This is a genomic window from Methylobacterium sp. 142-1Y (assembly GCF_057747795.1).
Genome location: NZ_CM173224.1, coordinates 4484675 through 4503920, shown reverse-complemented (window position 1 = coordinate 4503920; position 19246 = coordinate 4484675). Strand labels below are relative to the sequence as shown.

Sequence of the window (19246 nt, the reverse complement as noted above, 5' to 3'; positions counted from 1 at the left end):
GTTGCTGGCGTTGCGTTGGTCGCGGTCGGGCGCCCTGGCGCGTCCGGCCATGGCCCATGTGGTGCTCAAGTGGACCGACGCGATGTCCCTCTCGATCAGTCTCCCGTTGATCCTCTCGGCGGCCTTCGTCGCCAGCGCCAGCCCCGGCCCGGCGACGCTGGCGATCGCCGACACCGCGCGATGCAGGCCGGACGCCGCACCGGCCTCGCGCTCGCGCTCGGCGTCGTGACCGGCTCCCTGACCTGGTCGATCGCCGCGGCACTCGGGCTGGCGGCGGTCATGGCATCGAGCGTCTGGATGATCGAGGGAATGCGCCATTGCGGCGGCGCCTACCTGCTGTACCTCGCCTACAGGTCGGCGCGCAGCGCGATCCGCGGGCCGTTGGCTCGGCCGCCCGACGCCGTCGAGGGCTCGGTCTCGCGGGCCTACGCCAAGGGCCTCGCCCTGCACCTGACCAACCCCAAGGCGATCCTGTTCTTCGGCTCGCTCTACACGCTGGGCCTGTCGCCCCGGACCTCGCCGGCGGAACTGGTAATGGTGATCGCCGCCATCGGCCTGCAGAGCGCCCTGATCTTCACCGGGTATGCCTGGCTGTTCTCGAACGGCCGGATGGCTCGCGGCTACCTGCGCCTGCGACGCTGGTTCGAGGGCGCCTTCGCCCTGCTCTTCGCCGGGGCGGGCCTGCGGGTTCTCACCGCGCGGCTGCCGATCTGAGCGGTCACCGCCCGCGCGAGTCAGGTCAGGCCCGCCAGGGCGGCCGGCGTATCGACGTCGATCAGGACCCCGGCCTCGTCCACCGGCAACTCAAAGACATCGTCGCGTCGCGCCAGTAGCGGGCCGGCGCCGCGGTCACCGTCGAGGGTGGCGATCCCCGGTCCGAGGAGACGGCGGTTGAGCAGTACCGGGTTGCCGCGCCGCCCGTCCCGCACCGGCACCACCGCGGACGGAGCGACGGATGCGGAGCGAAAACCCTCGGCGAGCCGCACCAGCAGGCCGGGCCCGACCCGCGGCATGTCGCCGAGGAGAACCAAAGCCGCCGTGATCTCGCCCGGTAGGGCATCGAGCCCGGCGCGGAGCGAGGTCGACAGGCCCTCAGCGTAGTCCGGATTCTCGACGAGCGTGAGCGGCAGGCCGGCGAGGGCCGCGCGAATCTGCTCACCCGCATGGCCGAGCACCGCCACCACCGGGCCGAGACCCGCCGCCACCGCCGCTTCCGCCGCGTGGCGCACCAGGGGCTTGCCGTCCAGCGGGCTCAGGAGCTTCGGGTTCGCGCCGAAGCGGGTGCCGCGGCCAGCGGCGAGCAGCACCGTGCCGACCGGCTCAGGCATCATCCGTGCTCTCCCCGCCGTCCCGCGGCTGGGGCCGCGACACGATCTCCATCAAAAGTCCGCCGACCCCGAACCCGACGATGTCGTCGCGGGTGACCGGCAGGCCGGCGAGCAGGCGCTGGAGCACCCAGTCGAAGCCGTTCTCCTTCGGCGAACGGGCGCAGCCAGGCGCCCCGATCACCGGCGCCTCACCCAATCGGCCGAGCAGCAGCAGATTGCCGGGATCGACCGGCATGCCGAGATGGTCGACGATGCCGCCCGCGGCCTCGATCCCGGCCGGGATCACGTCGCGCCGGTCTGCGATCGCCGAGGCGCCGAACACCACGGCTAGCTCCGCGCCGTCCCGCTCGATCGCCTCGCGCAGAGCCCGGGCGACCGCGCCGGATTCGTGCGGCACCCGGGCCTCGCCGACGATACGGGCGCCTGCCGGGCCCAGGCGGGCGTCGAGGGTGCGAAGGGTCTTGTCGACCACGCTCGGCTTAAGCCCGGGCAGCACGGTCGAGATCGCCGCGACCCGCGTCAGGCGGTAGGGGGCGACCCGGATCGCCGGTGCGGCCACAGCGAGGGCCCGGTCGAGGACCGCACCCGGCACCGCGTAGGGGATGATCTTGACGGTCGCCACCATCTCGCCGGGCACCACCGGCTTGAACGGCACCAGGGTCGCCAGCGTCACCGCCTCGTCGACGCGGTTGACGGCCGCGATCACCGATTCGTCCAGGACGAGCAGGCCGGCTTGCGACGCGTGGAGATTGGCCCGGCCGGTGAAGGGCGGCTCGACGGCGACGCCCGGCCCGGCGACGGCCGCCGCGAGCCGATCCGCCGCCGCGTCCTCGCCGACATCGCCCGGTTCGAGCGCCACCGCCACCACCTCGCCGATCCCGGCGGCTTCAAGCCGCGCGGCCTCGTCCGGGGTGATCGTCCGGCCCTTCTTCACCACCGCCTCGCCCGCGCGCACCGAATGGGCGGCGATCAGCCCGACGGCTTGTGCGATCGGAACCGGGCCGAACCTCATGCGGGGGCCCGGCGGCGATCCTGGCGCAGGGCCGCGATCACCTGGGCCAGCACCGAGACGGCGATCTCCGCCGGGCTGACCGCCCCGATATCGAGGCCGATCGGCGCGGCGATGCGGGCGATCCGCTCATCCGTGAGACCGGCGGCGGTCAGGCGCTCGACGCGCTTAGCATGCGTCTTTCGCGAGCCCAGCGCCCCGACATAGAAGCACTCGACCTTCAGCGCCGCGATCAGCGCCGGATCGTCGATCTTCGGGTCGTGGGTGAGGGCCGCGACCGCCGTATAGCGATCGAGCGGCGGCAGCTGCGCCAGGGCGTCGTCCGGCCAAAGTGCCAGGAGCGGCACGTCGGGAAACCGCTCCGGCGTCGCGAAGGCGGTGCGCGGATCGATGATGGTGACGTCGAGATCGGTCGCCTGCGCCATCGGCGCGAGCGCCTGGCTGATATGGACGGCGCCGATCACCACGAGGCGCGGCGGCGGCACCTGCACGGTGAGGAACAGCGAGCGCCCCTCCGCCTCGACGATTCCGCTCTTGCCCGAGCGGAATCGGGCCGCCAGCTCGGCCGCCAGCGGATCACCTTCGGCTTGAGCCTCGCGCACCAGGCGCTGGGCGCCGTCGGCGGTATCGGTGACCAGGATGACGGCGCGGCGGGCGGCGCGCTCCCGGTTCATCTCCCGCAGGATGTCGAGCTTCACGCGACCGGCTCGACCAGCACGCGGATGCGCCCGCCGCAGGACAGGCCGACCCGCCAGGCGGTCTCGTCGGCGACGCCGAATTCGAGCACCCGGGGCTTGCCGTCCTCGATCACGTCGGCGGCCTCGGCGATGACCGCGCCCTCGACGCAGCCACCCGAGACCGAGCCGAGGAAGTTGCCTTCCTGGTCGATGATGAGGTGGCTACCGACCGGGCGCGGGGCCGAGCCCCAGGTCTCGATCACGGTGGCGAGCGCCACGCCGCGGCCGGCCTCGCGCCAGGCCTCGGCAGTGGCGAGGATGTCTGTGTCCGTCGACAGCATCGGGCAAAATCTCCGGGACGGTCAGCCCCGCCACAACAGTTAGGTGTCAGCCGGCCTCGCGCAACCATGCCTTCGGCTCGCGGCCGCGCGGCTGGTGCGCGCCGAGCGCGCGGCAGAGGTCCGCCATCGCCGACAGGCTATGGATCGGCCGGAAATCGTCGACATGCGGCAGCATCGCCCGGATGCCGCTGGCCCGGGCGGAAAAGCCCTCGAAGCGCAGCAGCGGGTTGAGCCAGACCAGTCGTCGGCAGGAGCGGCGCAGGCGGTCCATCTCGTGGGTCAGCTCCGGCGTCACCTCGCGCTCCAGCCCGTCGGTGAACAGCAGCACCACCGCGCCGCCGCCGAGCACCCGGCGCGACCAGTGCCGGTTGAACAGGTGCAGCGCCTCGGCGATGCGGGTGCCGCCCTCCCAGTCCTGCGCCCGGGCGCTGGCCCGCGCCAGCGCCTCGTCGGGATCGCGGCGGGTGAGTTCCCGGGTGATGTTGGTGAGCCGCGTCGCGAAGACGAAGCTATGAACCCGCCGCTGCTCGGACAGGGCGTGCAGGAAGTGCAGGAACAGGCGCGAATACTCCGCCATCGAGCCGGAGATGTCGCAGAGCGCCACGATCGGCGGCGGCCGCTCCCGCGGCGCCCGGAAGGCGAGATCGATGGCCCCGCCCGCCCGCACCGTGCGCTGGAAGCTGCGGCGGGGATCGATGCGCCCGCGCGGGCGCGCCTCGAACCGCCGGGTCCGGGTCGCGTCGTCGGGCAGCCGGAGCGAGCCGATGAGCCGGCGGGCCTGGGCCACCTCCTCGGCGCTCATCTGGGCGAAGTCCTTGGCCTTCAGCACCTCGGCCTGCGACACCGACAGGGTGACGGTGGTGAGATCCTCTTCGGTGACCTTGGGCTTGGGCCGCTCGGATTTCGGCGACAGGGCGTCCTGCACCCGTAACGCCCCGGCAGTCGGGGGTTTGGGCGGCGCCTTGTCGGGGGCCACCGGCGACATCTGGGCGATCATCTTCTCGATGAGGTCGCGCCGACGCCAGAACAGCCGGAAGGCCTCCGCAAACAGCGTCGAGTGCTCGCGCCGGCGCACCAGCACGGCGTGCAGGGTCCAATAGAAGTCCTCGCGGCTGCCGATCGCCGCGGCCTCGACCGCCTCGACGGCGTCGATCACGTCGCCGGGCCCGACCGGCACGCCGGCCGCGCGCAGGGCCCGGGCGAAATAGGCGATGTTGTCGGCAAGCCGGCCGGAGCCTGCGGGCGCGTCGCTCATCCGGCCGACGATCTCACCGCGTCGAGCAGCGCCTTGGCGCGCCCGCCCTGCATCGCCTGAATGTCGTCCTGGTACTTCAGGAGCACGCCGAGCGTGTCGATGACCAGCGTCGGATCGAGGGCTATGGCGTCGAGTTCGACGAGCGCGGTCGCCCAGTCCAGCGTCTCGGCGACGCCGGGCGCCTTGAACAGGTCCTCCTTGCGGATCGCCTGCACGAAGGCGACCACCTGGCGCGACAGGACCTCGGGCGCGTGCGGCAGGCGGGTGCGCAGAATCTGCAGTTCGCGCTCCGCATCCGGGTAATCGACCCAGTGATAGAGGCAGCGGCGCCTGAGCGCGTCGTGGATCTCGCGGGTGCGGTTCGAGGTCAGGATCACCAGCGGCGGCTCGGGCGCGCGGATCGTGCCGAGTTCGGGGATCGTGACCTGAAAATCCGAAAGCACCTCGAGCAGGAACGCCTCGAAGGCCTCGTCGGTGCGGTCGAGTTCGTCGATCAGCAGCACCGGCGCCCCGCCCGCGCCCGGTTCCAGCGCCTGGAGTAGCGGCCGGCGGATCAGGTAGCGCTCGGAAAACAATTCGGATTCCAGCCGCTCGCGGTCGACGGCACCGCCGGCCTCGGTGAGGCGAATCGCCATCATCTGGCCGGCATAGTTCCACTCGTAGACGGCCGCCGCGACGTCGAGCCCCTCGTAGCATTGCAGCCGGATCAGCGGCCGGCCGAGGGATTTTGCCAGCACCTTGGCGATCTCGGTCTTGCCGACCCCGGCTTCGCCTTCGAGGAAGAGCGGGCGCTGGAGCTTGAGCGACAGGAACACCACGGTGGAGAGCGCCCGGTCGGCGACGTAGCCGGCCGAGGAGAGCAGCGCCTGGGTGGCGTCGATGGAGGTGGGGAGATTCATCGTGGCGGGCGCTGCTTCTCGCGGGGGCGGTCGCGTCCGCCGATGGTATTCAAGTGGTGGGATATTGGAGCGGAACGCCGCCGATCCAGCCCCTCCCCCCTCTGCGGGCTAGCGGATTCACACTTTTCCTCTGAATGCTAACCCATTGAAGGTAAGCGCGCTTCCCCTCCCCCCGGCGATCCCGGGCTTGCCCGGTATCGCTGCAAGTTGTGGGGAGGGGCTAGGGGTGGGGGTGGTGCAGAAGGCACCGCTGAGCCTTATCTGGCACCACCCCCACCTCCGGCTCCTCCCCACAAGGGGGAGGAGAGGCGCGCTACCTTTGAGGGGAAAGCGCTCAAACCGAGATGTGTGAACACGCTAGCCTCTGCGGGGGAGGGTGGCCTGCGGCGAGTGCGCAGCACTCGTGCCAGGCCGGGAGAGGGGACGCCGCTTCCGGAGAAGTCGCGACCGTCATGAAGGGCGCCAAGTCCGGCACCGTCCGCGCTGCCCCTCTCCCGCCCCACTCCGTGGGGCACCCTCCCCCGCAGAGGGGGGAGGATTCTCACGCGCGCGTCGCGCCTTACCGATCCGCCGCCTTCTGCACGGCGCGCCGCGCCATCACGCCGATCAGGTGCGCGCGGTAATCGGCATCCGCGTGAATGTCGCTGTTGAGGCCGCTCGCGGACGGCGACATCCCCTCCAGCGACTTCGCGGCGAAGCGCTTGGCCAAAGCCTCCTCGGCCTCGGTCCAGCGAAATACCCCGTTCGAGCCGGCACCGGTCACCGTGACGCGGATGTCGCTCGGACGCTTGGCCACGAACACGCCGACGAGGGCGTAGCGCGAGGCCGGGTTGCGGAATTTCTCGTAGGCCGCCTTGTGGGGGATCGGGAACGAGACGCCGGTGACGATCTCGCCCTCCTCCAGCGCCGTCTCGAACAGGCCGGTGAAGAATTCTTCTGCCGTGAGCTTGCGCTTGTTGGTGCTGATCGTGGCGCCGAGCGCCAGGCACGCCGCCGGGTAATCCGCCGCCGGATCGTTGTTGGCGACCGAGCCGCCGATCGTGCCGCGGTGGCGCACCGCCGGATCGCCGATCAGCGCCGCCAGCTCGGCGAGAGCCGGGATCGCCTCCTTCACGTCGTTGGACGCCGCCACCGAGCCGTGGGTCGTCATGGCGCCGATCGTGATCGAGCGCGGGCTGCGCTCGATACCGACGAGGTCCGGCACCTTGCCGAGGTCGATCAGCGTGCCGGGGGCGGCCAGCCGCTGCTTCATCGTCGGGATCAGGGTGTGGCCGCCGGCAACGAGCTTGGCATCCTCGCCGGCGAGCAGGCTGACGGCCTCCTTGAGGCTGGTCGGCTGGTGATAGGCGAAAGCGTACATGGGGCTCTCCAGACTTGATCTTATTCCGCGGCTTCCGGGCGCAGGTGGGGGCTGGCTTGCGCCGCCCGCCACACCGCCAACGGGGTCGCCGGCATCGCGATGTTCTCGTGGCCGAGCGCGTCGGTGAGCGCGTTCATCACCGCGGCAGGCGCCGCGATGGCGCCGGCTTCGCCGCAGCCCTTGATGCCCAGCGGGTTCGACGGGCACGGCGTCACCGTCATGCCGACCTCGAACGAGGGCAGGTCGGCCGCCCGCGGCATGCGGTAATCCATGAAGCTCGCGGTGACGAGCTGGCCGTCGGCATCGTAGAGCGCGCCCTCGAACAGGGCCTGTCCGACGCCCTGCGCGATACCGCCATGGACCTGGCCCTCGACGATCATCGGATTGATGACGTTGCCGAAATCGTCGACCGCCGTGAATTTCTCGATGGTCACCACACCCGTATCGGGATCGACCTCCAGTTCGCAGATGTGCATCCCGGCCGGGAAGGTGAAGTTGGTGGGATCGTAGAACGCCCCCTCCTTCAGCCCCGGCTCGAGCTGCGCGCCGCTGAACTTGTGGGCGACGTAGGCCTGCAACGCCACTTCCCCGAAAGCGAGAGACTTGTCGGTGCCGGCGACCGAGAAGCGGCCGTCCTTGAACTCGATGTCGTCCTCGCCCGCCTCCATCGCGTAGGCCGCGACCTTGCGGCCCTTGGCCACCACCTTGTCGATCGCCTTGGCGATGGCCGACATGCCGACCGCGCCGGAGCGCGAGCCGTAGGTGCCCATGCCGAACTGCACCTTGTCGGTGTCGCCGTGGACGATGGTGACGCTCTCGATCGGCACGCCGAGCCGGTCGGAGACGAGCTGGGCGAAGGTGGTCTCGTGCCCTTGCCCGTGGCTGTGCGAGCCGGTCAGCACCTCGATCGACCCGGTCGGGTTCACCCGCACCTCGGCCGATTCCCACAGGCCCACGCCGGCACCGAGCGACCCGACCGCCTGCGACGGGGCGATGCCGCAGGCCTCGATGTAGGACGAGAAACCGATGCCGCGAAGCTTGCCGTTGCGGGCGCTCTCGCGCCGGCGCCGGGCGAAGCCCTTGTGGTCGGCGATCTCCAGCGCCTTGTCGAGGGAAGCGGAATAGTCGCCGCCGTCGTACATCATGATGACCGGCGTCTGGTGCGGGAAGCTCTTGATGTAGTTCTTGCGCCGGAACTTCGCCGGGTCCTGGTTCAACTCGCGCGCCGCGACCTCGACCAGCCGCTCGATGACGAAGGTCGCCTCCGGTCGCCCGGCGCCGCGATAGGCATCCACCGGCGCGGTGTTGGTGTAGACTCCGTCGACCTCGCAGTAGATCGCCGGGATGTTGTACTGGCCGGATAGCAGCGGCGCGTAGAGGTAGGTCGGCACCGACGACGAGAAGGTCGACAGATAGGCGCCGAGATTGGCGATCGTGTGGACCTTGAGGCCTAAGATCTTGCCGCCCTCGTCCATTGCCAGCTCGGCATGGGTGACGTGGTCGCGGCCGTGCGCGTCGCACAGGAACGCCTCGGTGCGGTCGCTGGTCCACTTGACCGGCCGGCCGACCTTCTTCGCCGCCCAGACGCAGATCGTCTCCTCGGCGTAGATGAAGATCTTCGAGCCGAAGCCGCCGCCGACATCCGGCGCCACCACCCGCAGCTTGTTCTCCGGCGCGATGCCGATGAAGGCCGAGAGCACGAGGCGCGCCACGTGCGGGTTCTGGCTCGTGGTGTAGAGGGTGAAGGCTTCCTCGGCCTCGTCGTACTCGCCGACCGCCGCGCGGGGCTCGATCGGGTTCGGCACCAGGCGGTTGTTGACGATGTCGAGCTTGGTGACGTGCGCCGCACGGGCGAAGGCCGCCTCGACGTCGGATTGGTTGCCGAGATGCCAGTTGAAGACGGTGTTGTCGGGGGCAACGTCGTGCACCACCGTGGCGGCGCCCGCGGCCTTCGCGGTCTCGACCACGGCGGGCAGCAGGTCGTAATCGACGGTGATGGCCTCGGCGGCGTCCTTGGCCTGGGCCAGGGTCTCGGCGATCACCACCGCGACGTGGTCGCCGACATAGCGCACCTTGCCCTGGGCCAGCGCCGGATGCGCCCCGGCCTTCATCGGCGTGCCGTCCTTGGAATGGATCATCCAGCCGCAGATCAGGCCGCCGACCTTGTCGGCCGCCAAATCCTCGCCGGTCAGGATGCCGACGACCCCCGGCATCGCGGCGGCGGCCGAGATGTCGATGCCGCGGATTTCGGCATGGGCGTGGGGGGAGCGCAGGAAATACGCGTAGGCCTGGCCCGGACGGTTGTAATCGTCGACGTAGCGGCCCTTGCCGGTGATGAAGCGCTGGTCTTCCTTGCGGCGCACCGAGGCGCCGATACCCGTGGCGGTCATGGCGTGTATCTCCCGGATCTGGCCTCGCGGGCCGGCGCCGCGGGGCCGGCCTCGTTCTTGATGGCGTCTTGTTGTCGGTCCGGATGGCGCGGACGGATTTTTCGTAAAGCGCAGGTTTCAACCCTCCCCCCTCTGCGGGGGAGGGTGGCGAGCGAAGCGAGCCGGGAGAGGGGCAGCGCGACGCTGATCCAGGGGGCGCTCCTCATCGAGGCGCGACCTCTCCGGAAGCGTCGCCCCCTCTCCCGCCCGGCTCCGCCGGGCACCCTCCCCCGCAGAGGGGGGGAGGGTTCAGAAGCGTCGCACTACTCCGCCGCGACCTTCTGCGGCTCGGCCGCCATGTTCCCGGCGCCCGCCGCGATCGCCTTCACGATGTTGTGGTAGCCGGTGCAGCGGCAGATATTGCCTTCCAGCTCGTCGCGGATGGTGTGCTCGTCGAGGGAATTGCCCTTGCGGCGCACCAGATCCACGGCGGTCATGATCATGCCGGGGGTGCAGTAGCCGCATTGGAGGCCGTGATGCTCGCGGAAGGCCGCCTGCATCGGGTGCAGCTCGCCGCCCGACGCCAGGCCCTCGATGGTGGTGACCGATCGGCCATTGCACTGGACCGCCAGCACGGTGCAGGCCTTGATCGCCTCGCCGTCGAGATGGACCACGCAGGCGCCGCACTGGCTGGTATCGCAGCCGACATGGGTACCGGTGAGGCGGAGATTCTCACGCAGGTACTGCACCAGCAGCGTGCGCGGATCGATGTCGGCGGTCACGGCCTTGCCGTTCACCGTCAGGCTGACAGCGCTCATGGGTGACGTCCTCCTCCTGCCCCAAAGGCTTCTTGGCCGAAACCCGCGGGTCCTGTCCGTCGGACCCTGTCGCTCATGGTGGCCGGGCCGGCCTGCCTTTCTGGAATCGCTCGAATTCGAGTGTCAACCGGCCGGAAGCGCCGGTCAAGGCGCGGCGCTCCGACTTTTTGGCGCGCAAACCGGCCGTTTTCGCCCGGTTTCGGGCATTCTGCCGATTCGCCTCGCAGCAAATTGATCGCAGGCGATCGAAAGCGGCGTCAGGCCGCCGAGGTCTCGCCCCCCTCGCCGCCCTGCACCTCCTTGGCGAACGTGTCGAAGAAGTTGTCGGCGTATTTCTTCGCCACGCCGTTGATCAGGCGGCCGCCGAGCTGAGCGATCTTGCCGCCGACGCTGGCCTCGACGTCGTAGGTCATCTTCGTCTGGCCGCCCTCGGCGGGCTCCAGCCGCACCACCGCCCCGCCCTTGGCGAAGCCCGCGACGCCACCCTGGCCCTCGCCGGTGATGCGGTAGCCGTTCGGCGGGTCGATGTCGGTGAGCGTCACCTTGCCCTTGAAGGTCGCCTTCACGGGACCGACCGCGATCTTGGCCGACGCCTGCAGCTCGTTGTCCCCAACCTTCTCCAGGGTCTCGCAGCCCGGGATGCAGCGCTTGAGCACCTCGGGGTCGTTCAGCTTCTCCCACACGGTCTGCTGGTCGGCCGGCAGCAGCACCTCGCCGGTCATCGTCATCGCCATGGCGGCGCTCCCCCCTTGCTCGTGGTCAAACGGGCTTCCCGGGGAGGGTAGCGGAGCCGTAGCGTCGGGGCCAGCGGGGCTTTCGCACACCCGCCCGGCAACTCCGGATTGTCGAGTGGTGCGGTGCTTGCTAAGCCTCGCGCCAAGGGACGGTCGTGACACCCGGATGACGGGGCACGGCCAGGGAGGCCCGGGCGACAAGCCCGCGAATGGAGAACGTGACCGCATGGAGGTCTTCGCGCAGCAGCTCATCAATGGGCTGACGCTGGGGTCGATCTACGGCCTCATCGCCATCGGTTACACGATGGTGTTCGGTATCATCGGCATGATCAACTTCGCCCATGGCGACGTGTTCATGCTCTCGGCCTTCATCGCGCTGATCACCTTCCTGATCGTCACGACCTGGCTCGGCATCTCGTCGATCGCCCTGGCGCTGCTGATCGTCCTGATCTGCGCAATGGTGCTCACCGCCCTGTGGGGCTGGGCGATCGAGCGCGTGGCCTACCGGCCGCTGCGCGGCTCGTTCCGCCTGGCGCCGCTGATCTCGGCGATCGGCGTCGCGATCTTCCTGTCGAACTTCGTCCAGGTGGTGCAGGGCGCCCGCAACAAGCCGACCCCACCGATGATGCGCGAGGTGATCACGCTGTGGACCGGTGATAACGGTTACGCCGTGGCGCTCTCCTACAAGCAGATCATCATCATGCTGACCACGGTCTTCCTTCTCGCCGGGTTCTGGTACCTGGTGCAGAAGACGCCGCTCGGCCGGGCCCAGCGCGCCTGCGAGCAGGACCGCAAGATGGCAGCTTTGCTGGGCATCGACGTCGACCGCACCATCTCGCTGACCTTCGTGCTCGGGGCGGCCCTCGCTGCCGTCGCCGGCACCATGTACCTGCTCTATTACGGCGTCGTGTCCTTCGCGGACGGCTTCACCCCCGGCGTCAAGGCCTTCACGGCGGCGGTGCTCGGCGGCATCGGCAGCCTGCCCGGCGCGGTGCTCGGGGGCTTGCTCATCGGCCTCGTCGAGACCTTCTGGTCTGCGTATTTCTCCATCGAGTACAAGGACGTGGCGGCGTTCTCGATCCTCGCGATCGTGCTCATCTTCATGCCGTCCGGCATCCTCGGCCGGCCCGAGGTCGAGAAGGTCTGATGGCGAACCCGGCCAACACCCTGCCGGCGCCCAACGCCGCCGACCGCGCCGCCACCGACATGGCGGCGATCGTGAAGGACGCGGCTTTGTTCGCGCTCGTCACCTTCGGCCTCTGCTTTCCGATCGTCGCCTTCCGCACCGATCTGAGCCAGACCTCCGCCCTCGACCTGGTGCCGCGCTGGGGCCTCGTCGCGATCCTGTGCGGCATCGTCTTCGTCGGACGCCTCGCGCAAAGGCTGATCCTCGCCAACCGCGACGCCCGCCGGGCGCTGACCCCCTCGCCGGTCCAGGCGACGGAGGCGGTGCACGCCGAGCCGAACGCCTCGCAGAGGCTGTCGACCTACGCCCTGCCGGCCTTCCTCGGCGTGACACTGGCCTTCCCGCTGCTCGCCGTGCTCGGCACCGGGGGCCTCGGCGAATCCCGCTACTGGATCGACCTCGGCATCCTGATCCTCACCTACGTGATGCTGGGCTGGGGCCTCAACATCGTGGTCGGGCTCGCGGGCCTGCTCGATCTCGGCTACGTCGCCTTCTACGCCGTCGGCGCCTATTCCTACGCGCTGCTGTCGACGGTGTTCGGCTTGTCGTTCTGGGTCTGCCTGCCGCTCGCCGGCCTGTTCGCGGGCCTCTGGGGCATGGTGCTGGGCTTCCCCGTCCTGCGGCTTCGCGGCGACTACCTCGCCATCGTGACGCTGGCCTTCGGCGAGATCATCCGTCTCGTCCTCATCAACTGGACCGATTTCTCAGGGGGCGCCGCCGGCATCTCGTCGATCCCCCGCGCCACCTTCTTCGGCGTGCCGTTCACCGCGGACGAGGACGGGTTCGCGGCGAAGTTCGGGCTCGATTTCAGCCCGATGCACCGGGTGATCTTCCTCTACTACCTGATCCTGGCACTCGCCCTCATCACCAACGGCGTGACCCTGCGGCTTCGCCGCCTGCCGATCGGCCGGGCCTGGGAGGCCCTGCGCGAGGACGAGATCGCCTGCCGGTCGCTCGGCATCAACACCACCAACACCAAGCTCACGGCCTTCGCGCTCGGCGCGATGTTCGGCGGCTTCGCCGGCTCGTTCTTCGCGGTGCGCCAGGGCTTCGTCAGCCCCGAGAGCTTCAACTTCCTCGAGAGCGCGATCATCCTGGCGATCGTGGTGCTCGGCGGCATGGGCTCGCAGATCGGCGTCGCCGTCGCCGCAGTGGCGATGGTCGGCGGGCCGGAGATGCTGCGCAACCTCGGCTTCCTCAAGGCGGTGTTCGGCGAAGGCTTCGATCCGAACGAGTACCGCCTGCTGCTGTTCGGCCTCGCCATGGTGATCATGATGATCTGGCGCCCCCGCGGCCTGATCTCGGAACGCGCGCCCTCGATCGTGCTCAAGGAGCGCAAGCGCATCTCGGGCTCCCTCGTGAAGGAGGGCCACGGCTGATGTCGACCTCGATGTCCTCCGCTTCTCTCGCTTCCCCCCGCATGGCCGATCCGGTCCTGACGGTGGACCACGTCACCATGCGCTTCGGCGGCCTCGTCGCCGTCAACGACCTGTCGTTCAAGGTCGGCCGCGGCGACATCACGGCGCTGATCGGCCCGAACGGCGCCGGCAAGACCACGGTCTTCAACTGCATCACCGGCTTCTACAAGCCGACGGAAGGCATGATGACCCTGCGCCACCGCGACGGCGCGGAGTTCCTGCTGGAGCGGCTGCCGGGCTACGCGGTGAACCGGAACGCGCGGGTCGCCCGCACCTTCCAGAACATCCGCCTGTTCACCGGCATGACGGTGCTGGAGAACCTGCTGGTCGCGCAGCACAATCCCCTGATGCTGGCCTCCGGCTACACCATCGCGGGGCTGCTCGGCCTGCCGGCCTATCGCCGGGCCGAGAAGGCGGCGTTGGATCGGGCCAAGGCGTGGCTGGAGCGCATCCAGCTGATCGACCGGGCCGACGATCCGGCGGGCGCCCTGCCCTACGGCGACCAGCGTCGGCTCGAGATCGCCCGCGCGATGTGCACCGACCCGGTCCTGCTCTGCCTCGACGAGCCGGCCGCCGGCCTCAACCCACGCGAATCGCTGCTGCTCAACGATCTCCTGCGGGCGATCCGCGACGATTACGACACCTCGGTGCTCCTCATCGAGCACGACATGTCGGTGGTGATGGAGATCTCCGACCACGTCGTGGTGCTCGATTACGGCACCAAGATCGCCGACGGCACGCCCTCGGAGATCCAGAGCGACCAGAGCGTCATCGCCGCCTATCTCGGCGTCGAGGACGACGAGGTGGAGCAGGTCGAGGCGGAGGTGGGGGTATGACGTTCACAACCTGGGCCGCCTTCGCGGCCTCCTCGGCGATCCTGCTGGTCATTCCGGGCCCGACGATTCTCCTCGTCGTGTCCTACGCCATCGGCAGCGGCCTGCGGGCCGCCCTGCCGGCGGCGATCGGCGTCGCCCTCGGCGATCTGACCGCCATGACGCTGTCGCTGCTGGGCCTCGGCGCGTTGCTCGCGGCCTCGGCCACCCTGTTCACGGTGCTGAAATGGTGCGGTGCCGCCTACCTGGTCTGGCTCGGCATCAAGTTGTGGCGGGCCGGCAGCCAGTTCCAGGCCGCGCCGCGCTCCGGCGCGCCGGCCCTGCGGATGGTGGCGCATTCCTGGCTCGTCACCACGCTCAACCCGAAGAGCCTGACCTTCTTCGTGGCGTTCCTGCCGCAATTCCTCGATCCGCAAGGGGATCTCTTGACCCAGATGGTGGTGTTCGAGGTGACCTTCGTCGCCCTCGCCTTCCTCAACGCGCTCGGCTACGCCCTCGCCGCCTCCCAGGCCCGCGGGTTCTTCGCCAGCCCCTCCCGGGTGCGGCTGATGAACCGCGTCGGCGGCAGCCTCCTCATCGGCGCCGGATTCGCCGCCGCCCGGAGCACCCCGTGAGCGTCGCCGGCATCAACGTCCTGGTGGACGAGACCCGCGCCCGGCAAGCCGGGTCCCGGTCCCCCCTCCTCACCGTGCGCGGGGTGAAGACCTATTACGGCAACATCATCGCGCTCAAGGGCGTCGATCTCGACGTCAACGAGGGCGAGATCGTCACGCTGATCGGCGCCAACGGCGCCGGCAAGTCGACCCTGATGATGACGATCTTCGGCTCCCCCCGGGCGCGCGAGGGCACCATCACCTATGCGGGCCGGGACATCACCAAGATGCCCACCCACGAGATCGCCCGGCTCAACCTGGCGCAATCGCCGGAGGGGCGGCGGATCTTTCCGCGCATGACCGTCTACGAGAACCTGCAGATGGGAGCCGCCGTCAATGGCGGCGCCCATTTCGAGCAGGACCTGGAGCGGGTCTGTGCGATATTCCCGCGCCTGAAGGAACGGCTCTACCAGCGCGGCGGCACGATGTCGGGCGGCGAGCAGCAGATGCTGGCGATCGCCCGCGCCCTGATGAGCCGGCCGCGGCTGCTGCTGCTCGACGAGCCGTCGCTCGGCCTGGCGCCGCTCATCGTCAAGCAGATCTTCTCCGCCATCAAGGAGCTGAACGAGCGCGACGGCATGACGGTCTTCCTCGTCGAGCAGAACGCCTACCACGCCCTCAAGCTGGCGCATCGCGGCTACGTCATGGTGACGGGCACGATCACGATGTCGGGCACCGGCAAGCAACTCCTCGACGACCCGTCGGTGAAGGCCGCCTATCTCGAAGGGGGACGGCACTGATGCAGGGATTCCTCCACGAGGAGAGCACGATCTGGCTCTTCCTGCTCGTCACCGTGGTGATGGGCGGCTGGATGGCCTGGATGATCGGCCGCGGCATCGCGCTCGGCTGGAAGCCGTACTGGCAGGCGGTGGTCTCGCTGCTGCTGCTCGGCTTTGCCGTGCGCTTCATCCACTACGCCTTGTTCGGGGGCACGCTCCTGTCGCCGTACTACTACGTCGTCGACACGATCGTGCTACTGATCATCGGTTCGGCCGGCTACCGTGCCACCCGCGCCCGGCAGATGACGACGCAGTATCGCTGGCTCTACGAGCGCAGCGGCCCGCTCTCCTGGCGGGCGAAGGCTTAAGCCCCACGCCCCCTGTTCCTGCGCCCCGCGACGGGTGCAGGATGCGGGCGATCCGGAGCGTTCATCGCCCCGGCAACCGATCCGGGGTCCCCACGCCCCGGTTTCCCGGCCGAAAGGGCCTGCGAGCCCGCCGTGACCGTCGATCCAGAGGAGTATTGAGATGAAGCGCACGCTACTGGCCGGCTTCGCCCTCGCGGCCACCGTCGCCTGGGCCGGATCGGCGCAGGCCCAGATCAAGCTCGGCGTGGCCGGCCCGATCACCGGCCCCAACGCCGCCTTCGGCGCCCAGCTCAAGAACGGCGCCGAGCAGGCCGTCGAGGACATCAACAAGGCCGGCGGCATCAACGGCCAGAAGATCGTCCTGGTCGTCGGTGACGATGCGTCGGATCCGAAGCAGGGCGTCTCGGTCGCCAACAAGTTCGCCGCCGAGGGCGTGAAGGCCGTGGTCGGGCACTTCAACTCCGGCGTCTCGATCCCGGCCTCCGACGTCTACGCCGAATCCGGCATCGTCGAGATCACCCCGGCCTCGACCAACCCGAAATTCACCGACCGCAAGCTGTGGAACACCTTCCGCACCTGCGGCCGCGACGACCAGCAGGGCGCGGTCGCCGGCGCCTACCTGGCGGACAAGTTCAAGGGTAAGAACATCGCCTTCGTCAACGACAAGACGCCCTATGGCCGTGGGCTGGCCGACGAGACCCTGAAGGCCCTGAAGGCCAAGGGCGGCAAGGACGTATTGTTCGAGAGCATCAACCCGGGCGAGAAGGACTATTCGGCCCTCGTCTCGAAGCTGAAGCAGGCCAAGGCCGACGTGGTCTATTACGGCGGCCTGCACACCGAGGCCGGCCTGATCGTGCGCCAGATGCGCGACCAGGGCCTCAACGCCCCGCTGATGAGCGGCGACGGCATCACCGACAAGGAATACGCCCAGATCGCCGGCCCCGGCGCCGACGGCACGCTGATGACCTTCGCGCCGGATGCCCGCAAGAACCCCAACGCCAAGGACGTGGTCGCGGCCTTCAAGGCCAAGAACATCGACCCGGAAGCCTACACCCTCTACTCCTACGCCGCCGTCCAGATCCTGAAGGACGCCATGACGGCCACGAAGTCGGCCGACGGCAAGAAGGTCGCGGCCTACATGCATGAGGGCAAGCCGTTCAAGACCGTGATCGGCGACATCGCCTACGACAAGAAGGGTGACATCACCCGTCCCGACTACGTGATGTACATGTGGAAGAAGGGCAGCGACGGCCGGATCGACTATACCGGTAACGAGCTGACCCAATAATAAGTTAAAGCTCCATCAGGCCGGCTCGGCGCCTCGTGCGCCGAGCCTTTTTTATGGTCAGGCTTCGGCTGATTTTCGTGTCTGGCGAGGATCGGCCGATCTCGAGCCCTCCGCGTCATTCCGGGCTCCGCTGCGCGGCCCCGGAATGATACCAACGGTCGTTGGAAACGACCTTTGGTTCCGTTCTCGAATTTTCGCCAAGCCTCTGGCTTGAAATCGACAATTCGAGTTGGATCAATGGCCCGATGCGTCAGCATCCTGGGCCATTGGTATGACGCGGAGATTTGTCGGCGTTTATGCCAGATCGATTTCCCGTGTGATGTAATTTGCGCGGAGCGTGAACCATGCACGGGGCAGCGGAGGCCTGCCCATGCGCGGCGCTTGTCCAGCCCCCGCTCCCGTGCTCCGCTGCCGCGACCGTGCAGGAACCCCCGATGCCTTCGTCCGATCTCGTCATGATGCATGCCACCGATCTCGCGCGGGCGATCCGCGACCGGGCCGTCTCGGCCCGCGAGGTGATGCAGGCCCATCTCGACCAGATCGCCCGCCACAACCCGTCGGTGACCGCGATCGTCTCCCAGCGTGATCCGGATATCCTGCTCGCCGAGGCCGAGGCCGCCGACCGGGAACTGGCGGCGAACGGCCCGCGCGGGCCGCTGCACGGGCTGCCGCACGCGGTGAAGGACCTCTCGGCGACGGCCGGGATCCGCACCACGCAAGGATCCCCGCTCTTCCGCGACACCGTGCCGGAGACCGATGCGATCCACGTCGCGCGGCTGAAAAGCGCCGGTGCGATCCTGATCGGCAAGACCAACGTGCCGGAATTCGGCCTCGGCTCGCACAGCACCAACCCGGTCTTCGGCACGACCCGCAATGCCTACGACCCGGCGAAGGCCGGCGGCGGCTCGAGCGGCGGGGCTGGGGTGGCGCTGGCGCTCCGCATGGTCCCGCTCGCCGATGGCAGCGACCATGGCGGCTCGCTGCGCAACCCCGCCGCCTGGAACAACGTGCTGGGCCTGCGCCCCGCCGCCGGCCGGATTCCGAACAGCACCGACGAGGTCTTCCTGCCCCAGCTCGGAGTCCTCGGGCCGATGGCGCGCTGCACCGCCGATCTCGGCCTGCTGCTCTCGGTCCAGGCCGGTGACGACCCGCGCACGCCGAACGCGATCCGCCAGAACCCCGCCGGCTTCGCCACCATCCGGCCGCGTGAGCTGAAGGGCCTGCGCATCGGCTGGATCGGCGATTACGGCGGGCACCTGGCCTTCGAGCCCGGCGTGCTCGACCTCTGCGAGACCGGCCTGAAAGTCTTCTCCGACCACGGTGCCGTGGTCGAGCCGGTCCTGCCGCCCTTTGATCCGGAGGCGATCTGGCGCGCCTGGGTGACCTTGCGCCAGGGGATCATCGGTGCCGGCCTCGCGGCGCATTGGCGCGATCCGGGGAAGCGAGCGCAGATGAAGCCGGAAGCGGTCTGGGAGGTCGAGCAGGGTGAGAGGCTCACGGCCTTCGACCTGCACGCTGCCAGCATCACCCGCACCGCCTGGTACCAGTGCGTGCGCGGCCTGTTCGAGCGCTTCGACGTGCTGGCCCTGCCCGCCGCGCAGGTTTTTCCGTTCGATGCCGGGGAGACCTGGCCGCGCCGTATCAACGGGCGCGAGATGGACACCTATCACCGCTGGATGGAGGTGGTGGTGCCGGGCACGATGTCCGGATGCCCGGTGATCAGCCTGCCGGTCGGCCTCAACCCGGCCGGGCTGCCGATGGGGCTCCAGCTCATCGCCCCGAACCAGGACGAGGCGGGGCTGCTGGCCATCGCGGCGGCCTACGAGGCCGTGACCGGCTTCGACCGGACCCTGCCGCCGGCCTTGCGCGGCTGAAAAACGCGGGGCGGCGAACGGGATAGGCTGCCTGCTCCGCTTGCCGCCGACAGGGCCCGACGGCATAAATGGCGGGCAACAAGCTCGGCCACGCTCGAACGGCCGGCACCGGAGGAG

At 69.3% G+C, this 19246-nt stretch carries 20 protein-coding genes; 10 read left to right on the top strand and 10 right to left on the bottom strand.

Annotated elements, in window-relative coordinates:
* The first annotated feature begins 1 nt into the window (after nt 1).
* Together AC3AOF_RS20585 and AC3AOF_RS20580 are read left to right on the top strand one after the other, a co-directional pair.
* Entirely contained in the window at nt 2-229 is a 228-nt protein-coding gene (locus AC3AOF_RS20585) for a hypothetical protein (protein ID WP_488346352.1), read from the top strand.
* A complete protein-coding gene (locus AC3AOF_RS20580; RefSeq protein ID WP_488346351.1) occupies nt 181-714 on the top strand; it encodes a LysE family transporter in 534 nt (177 codons plus the stop codon). Before AC3AOF_RS20585 ends, AC3AOF_RS20580 begins: the two co-directional genes overlap by 49 nt.
* A gap of 20 nt (nt 715-734) precedes the next feature.
* Here AC3AOF_RS20580 and AC3AOF_RS20575 read toward each other — a convergent pair whose 3' ends face one another.
* The 10 genes from AC3AOF_RS20575 to AC3AOF_RS20530 all read right to left on the bottom strand — a co-directional run bounded on the left by AC3AOF_RS20575 (nt 735) and on the right by AC3AOF_RS20530 (nt 10790).
* Nucleotides 735-1328, bottom strand: a complete 594-nt coding sequence (locus AC3AOF_RS20575; protein WP_488349025.1) for a nucleotidyltransferase family protein — start codon at nt 1326-1328, stop codon at nt 735-737.
* On the bottom strand, nt 1321-2340 hold the full coding sequence (locus tag AC3AOF_RS20570) for a molybdopterin-binding protein (RefSeq protein ID WP_488346350.1): 1020 nt from the start codon (nt 2338-2340) through the stop codon (nt 1321-1323). Before AC3AOF_RS20570 ends, AC3AOF_RS20575 begins: the two co-directional genes overlap by 8 nt.
* Nucleotides 2337-3035, bottom strand: a complete 699-nt coding sequence (locus AC3AOF_RS20565) for an XdhC family protein (protein ID WP_488346349.1) — start codon at nt 3033-3035, stop codon at nt 2337-2339. Before AC3AOF_RS20565 ends, AC3AOF_RS20570 begins: the two co-directional genes overlap by 4 nt.
* The gene (locus AC3AOF_RS20560; protein ID WP_048452524.1) at nt 3032-3355 is read right to left on the bottom strand and encodes an XdhC family protein; all 324 of its coding nucleotides are present in this window, start codon (nt 3353-3355) and stop codon (nt 3032-3034) included. Before AC3AOF_RS20560 ends, AC3AOF_RS20565 begins: the two co-directional genes overlap by 4 nt.
* Before the next feature lie 46 nt (nt 3356-3401).
* Nucleotides 3402-4610, bottom strand: a complete 1209-nt coding sequence (locus AC3AOF_RS20555) for a vWA domain-containing protein (protein ID WP_488346348.1) — start codon at nt 4608-4610, stop codon at nt 3402-3404.
* Entirely contained in the window at nt 4607-5509 is a 903-nt protein-coding gene (locus AC3AOF_RS20550; RefSeq protein ID WP_488346347.1) for an AAA family ATPase, read from the bottom strand. The genes AC3AOF_RS20555 and AC3AOF_RS20550 overlap by 4 nt, the downstream gene beginning before the upstream one ends.
* A 559-nt stretch (nt 5510-6068) precedes the next feature.
* A complete protein-coding gene (locus AC3AOF_RS20545; protein WP_488346346.1) occupies nt 6069-6869 on the bottom strand; it encodes an FAD binding domain-containing protein in 801 nt (266 codons plus the stop codon).
* Nucleotides 6870-6889: 20 nt separating this feature from the next.
* Complete coding sequence (locus AC3AOF_RS20540; protein ID WP_236989123.1) at nt 6890-9259, bottom strand: xanthine dehydrogenase family protein molybdopterin-binding subunit; 2370 nt, start codon at nt 9257-9259, stop codon at nt 6890-6892.
* Between the two features lie 302 nt (nt 9260-9561).
* Nucleotides 9562-10056, bottom strand: a complete 495-nt coding sequence (locus AC3AOF_RS20535) for a (2Fe-2S)-binding protein (protein ID WP_236989124.1) — start codon at nt 10054-10056, stop codon at nt 9562-9564.
* A gap of 257 nt (nt 10057-10313) precedes the next feature.
* Nucleotides 10314-10790, bottom strand: coding sequence for an SRPBCC family protein (locus tag AC3AOF_RS20530; RefSeq protein ID WP_236989125.1), 477 nt, complete (start codon nt 10788-10790; stop codon nt 10314-10316).
* 226 nt (nt 10791-11016) lie between these two features.
* Here AC3AOF_RS20530 and AC3AOF_RS20525 point away from each other — a divergent pair, with 226 nt between their 5' ends.
* The 8 genes from AC3AOF_RS20525 to AC3AOF_RS20490 all read left to right on the top strand — a co-directional run bounded on the left by AC3AOF_RS20525 (nt 11017) and on the right by AC3AOF_RS20490 (nt 19129).
* Nucleotides 11017-11937 carry a branched-chain amino acid ABC transporter permease gene (locus AC3AOF_RS20525; RefSeq protein ID WP_236989126.1) on the top strand — a complete coding sequence of 307 codons (921 nt, stop codon included), beginning with the start codon at nt 11017-11019 and terminating at the stop codon, nt 11935-11937.
* Nucleotides 11937-13355, top strand: coding sequence for a high-affinity branched-chain amino acid ABC transporter permease LivM (livM, locus tag AC3AOF_RS20520; RefSeq protein ID WP_236989127.1), 1419 nt, complete (start codon nt 11937-11939; stop codon nt 13353-13355). The genes AC3AOF_RS20525 and livM overlap by 1 nt, the downstream gene beginning before the upstream one ends.
* Nucleotides 13355-14230 carry an ABC transporter ATP-binding protein gene (locus tag AC3AOF_RS20515; RefSeq protein WP_272913256.1) on the top strand — a complete coding sequence of 292 codons (876 nt, stop codon included), beginning with the start codon at nt 13355-13357 and terminating at the stop codon, nt 14228-14230. The genes livM and AC3AOF_RS20515 overlap by 1 nt, the downstream gene beginning before the upstream one ends.
* Complete coding sequence (locus AC3AOF_RS20510) at nt 14227-14841, top strand: LysE family translocator (protein ID WP_488346345.1); 615 nt, start codon at nt 14227-14229, stop codon at nt 14839-14841. The genes AC3AOF_RS20515 and AC3AOF_RS20510 overlap by 4 nt, the downstream gene beginning before the upstream one ends.
* Entirely contained in the window at nt 14838-15620 is a 783-nt protein-coding gene (locus AC3AOF_RS20505; RefSeq protein ID WP_236989129.1) for an ABC transporter ATP-binding protein, read from the top strand. Before AC3AOF_RS20510 ends, AC3AOF_RS20505 begins: the two co-directional genes overlap by 4 nt.
* Nucleotides 15620-15967 (top strand): DUF6867 family protein, encoded by a 348-nt coding sequence (locus AC3AOF_RS20500; RefSeq protein WP_236989130.1) that lies wholly within the window; start codon nt 15620-15622, stop codon nt 15965-15967. The genes AC3AOF_RS20505 and AC3AOF_RS20500 overlap by 1 nt, the downstream gene beginning before the upstream one ends.
* Before the next feature lie 160 nt (nt 15968-16127).
* Nucleotides 16128-17255, top strand: coding sequence for a branched-chain amino acid ABC transporter substrate-binding protein (locus tag AC3AOF_RS20495; RefSeq protein ID WP_236989131.1), 1128 nt, complete (start codon nt 16128-16130; stop codon nt 17253-17255).
* Nucleotides 17256-17689: 434 nt separating this feature from the next.
* Entirely contained in the window at nt 17690-19129 is a 1440-nt protein-coding gene (locus AC3AOF_RS20490) for an amidase (RefSeq protein WP_488346344.1), read from the top strand.
* The last annotated feature ends 117 nt before the right edge of the window (nt 19130-19246 follow it).

What these genes read in the sequence shown, in the direction of transcription:
- AC3AOF_RS20515 (WP_272913256.1), top strand. Translation starts at nt 13,355, where the DNA reads ATGTCGACCTCGATGTCCTCCGCTTCTCTCGCTTCCCCCCGCATGGCC.
- AC3AOF_RS20490 (WP_488346344.1), top strand. Translation starts at nt 17,690, where the DNA reads ATGCCTTCGTCCGATCTCGTCATGATGCATGCCACCGATCTCGCGCGG.
- AC3AOF_RS20550 (WP_488346347.1), bottom strand. Translation starts at nt 5,509, where the DNA reads ATGAATCTCCCCACCTCCATCGACGCCACCCAGGCGCTGCTCTCCTCG.
- AC3AOF_RS20580 (WP_488346351.1), top strand. Translation starts at nt 181, where the DNA reads ATGCAGGCCGGACGCCGCACCGGCCTCGCGCTCGCGCTCGGCGTCGTG.
- livM (WP_236989127.1), top strand. Translation starts at nt 11,937, where the DNA reads ATGGCGAACCCGGCCAACACCCTGCCGGCGCCCAACGCCGCCGACCGC.
- AC3AOF_RS20510 (WP_488346345.1), top strand. Translation starts at nt 14,227, where the DNA reads ATGACGTTCACAACCTGGGCCGCCTTCGCGGCCTCCTCGGCGATCCTG.
- AC3AOF_RS20570 (WP_488346350.1), bottom strand. Translation starts at nt 2,340, where the DNA reads ATGAGGTTCGGCCCGGTTCCGATCGCACAAGCCGTCGGGCTGATCGCC.
- AC3AOF_RS20495 (WP_236989131.1), top strand. Translation starts at nt 16,128, where the DNA reads ATGAAGCGCACGCTACTGGCCGGCTTCGCCCTCGCGGCCACCGTCGCC.
- AC3AOF_RS20525 (WP_236989126.1), top strand. Translation starts at nt 11,017, where the DNA reads ATGGAGGTCTTCGCGCAGCAGCTCATCAATGGGCTGACGCTGGGGTCG.
- AC3AOF_RS20555 (WP_488346348.1), bottom strand. Translation starts at nt 4,610, where the DNA reads ATGAGCGACGCGCCCGCAGGCTCCGGCCGGCTTGCCGACAACATCGCC.
- AC3AOF_RS20575 (WP_488349025.1), bottom strand. Translation starts at nt 1,328, where the DNA reads ATGCCTGAGCCGGTCGGCACGGTGCTGCTCGCCGCTGGCCGCGGCACC.
- AC3AOF_RS20545 (WP_488346346.1), bottom strand. Translation starts at nt 6,869, where the DNA reads ATGTACGCTTTCGCCTATCACCAGCCGACCAGCCTCAAGGAGGCCGTC.
- AC3AOF_RS20535 (WP_236989124.1), bottom strand. Translation starts at nt 10,056, where the DNA reads ATGAGCGCTGTCAGCCTGACGGTGAACGGCAAGGCCGTGACCGCCGAC.
- AC3AOF_RS20500 (WP_236989130.1), top strand. Translation starts at nt 15,620, where the DNA reads ATGCAGGGATTCCTCCACGAGGAGAGCACGATCTGGCTCTTCCTGCTC.
- AC3AOF_RS20530 (WP_236989125.1), bottom strand. Translation starts at nt 10,790, where the DNA reads ATGGCGATGACGATGACCGGCGAGGTGCTGCTGCCGGCCGACCAGCAG.
- AC3AOF_RS20560 (WP_048452524.1), bottom strand. Translation starts at nt 3,355, where the DNA reads ATGCTGTCGACGGACACAGACATCCTCGCCACTGCCGAGGCCTGGCGC.
- AC3AOF_RS20540 (WP_236989123.1), bottom strand. Translation starts at nt 9,259, where the DNA reads ATGACCGCCACGGGTATCGGCGCCTCGGTGCGCCGCAAGGAAGACCAG.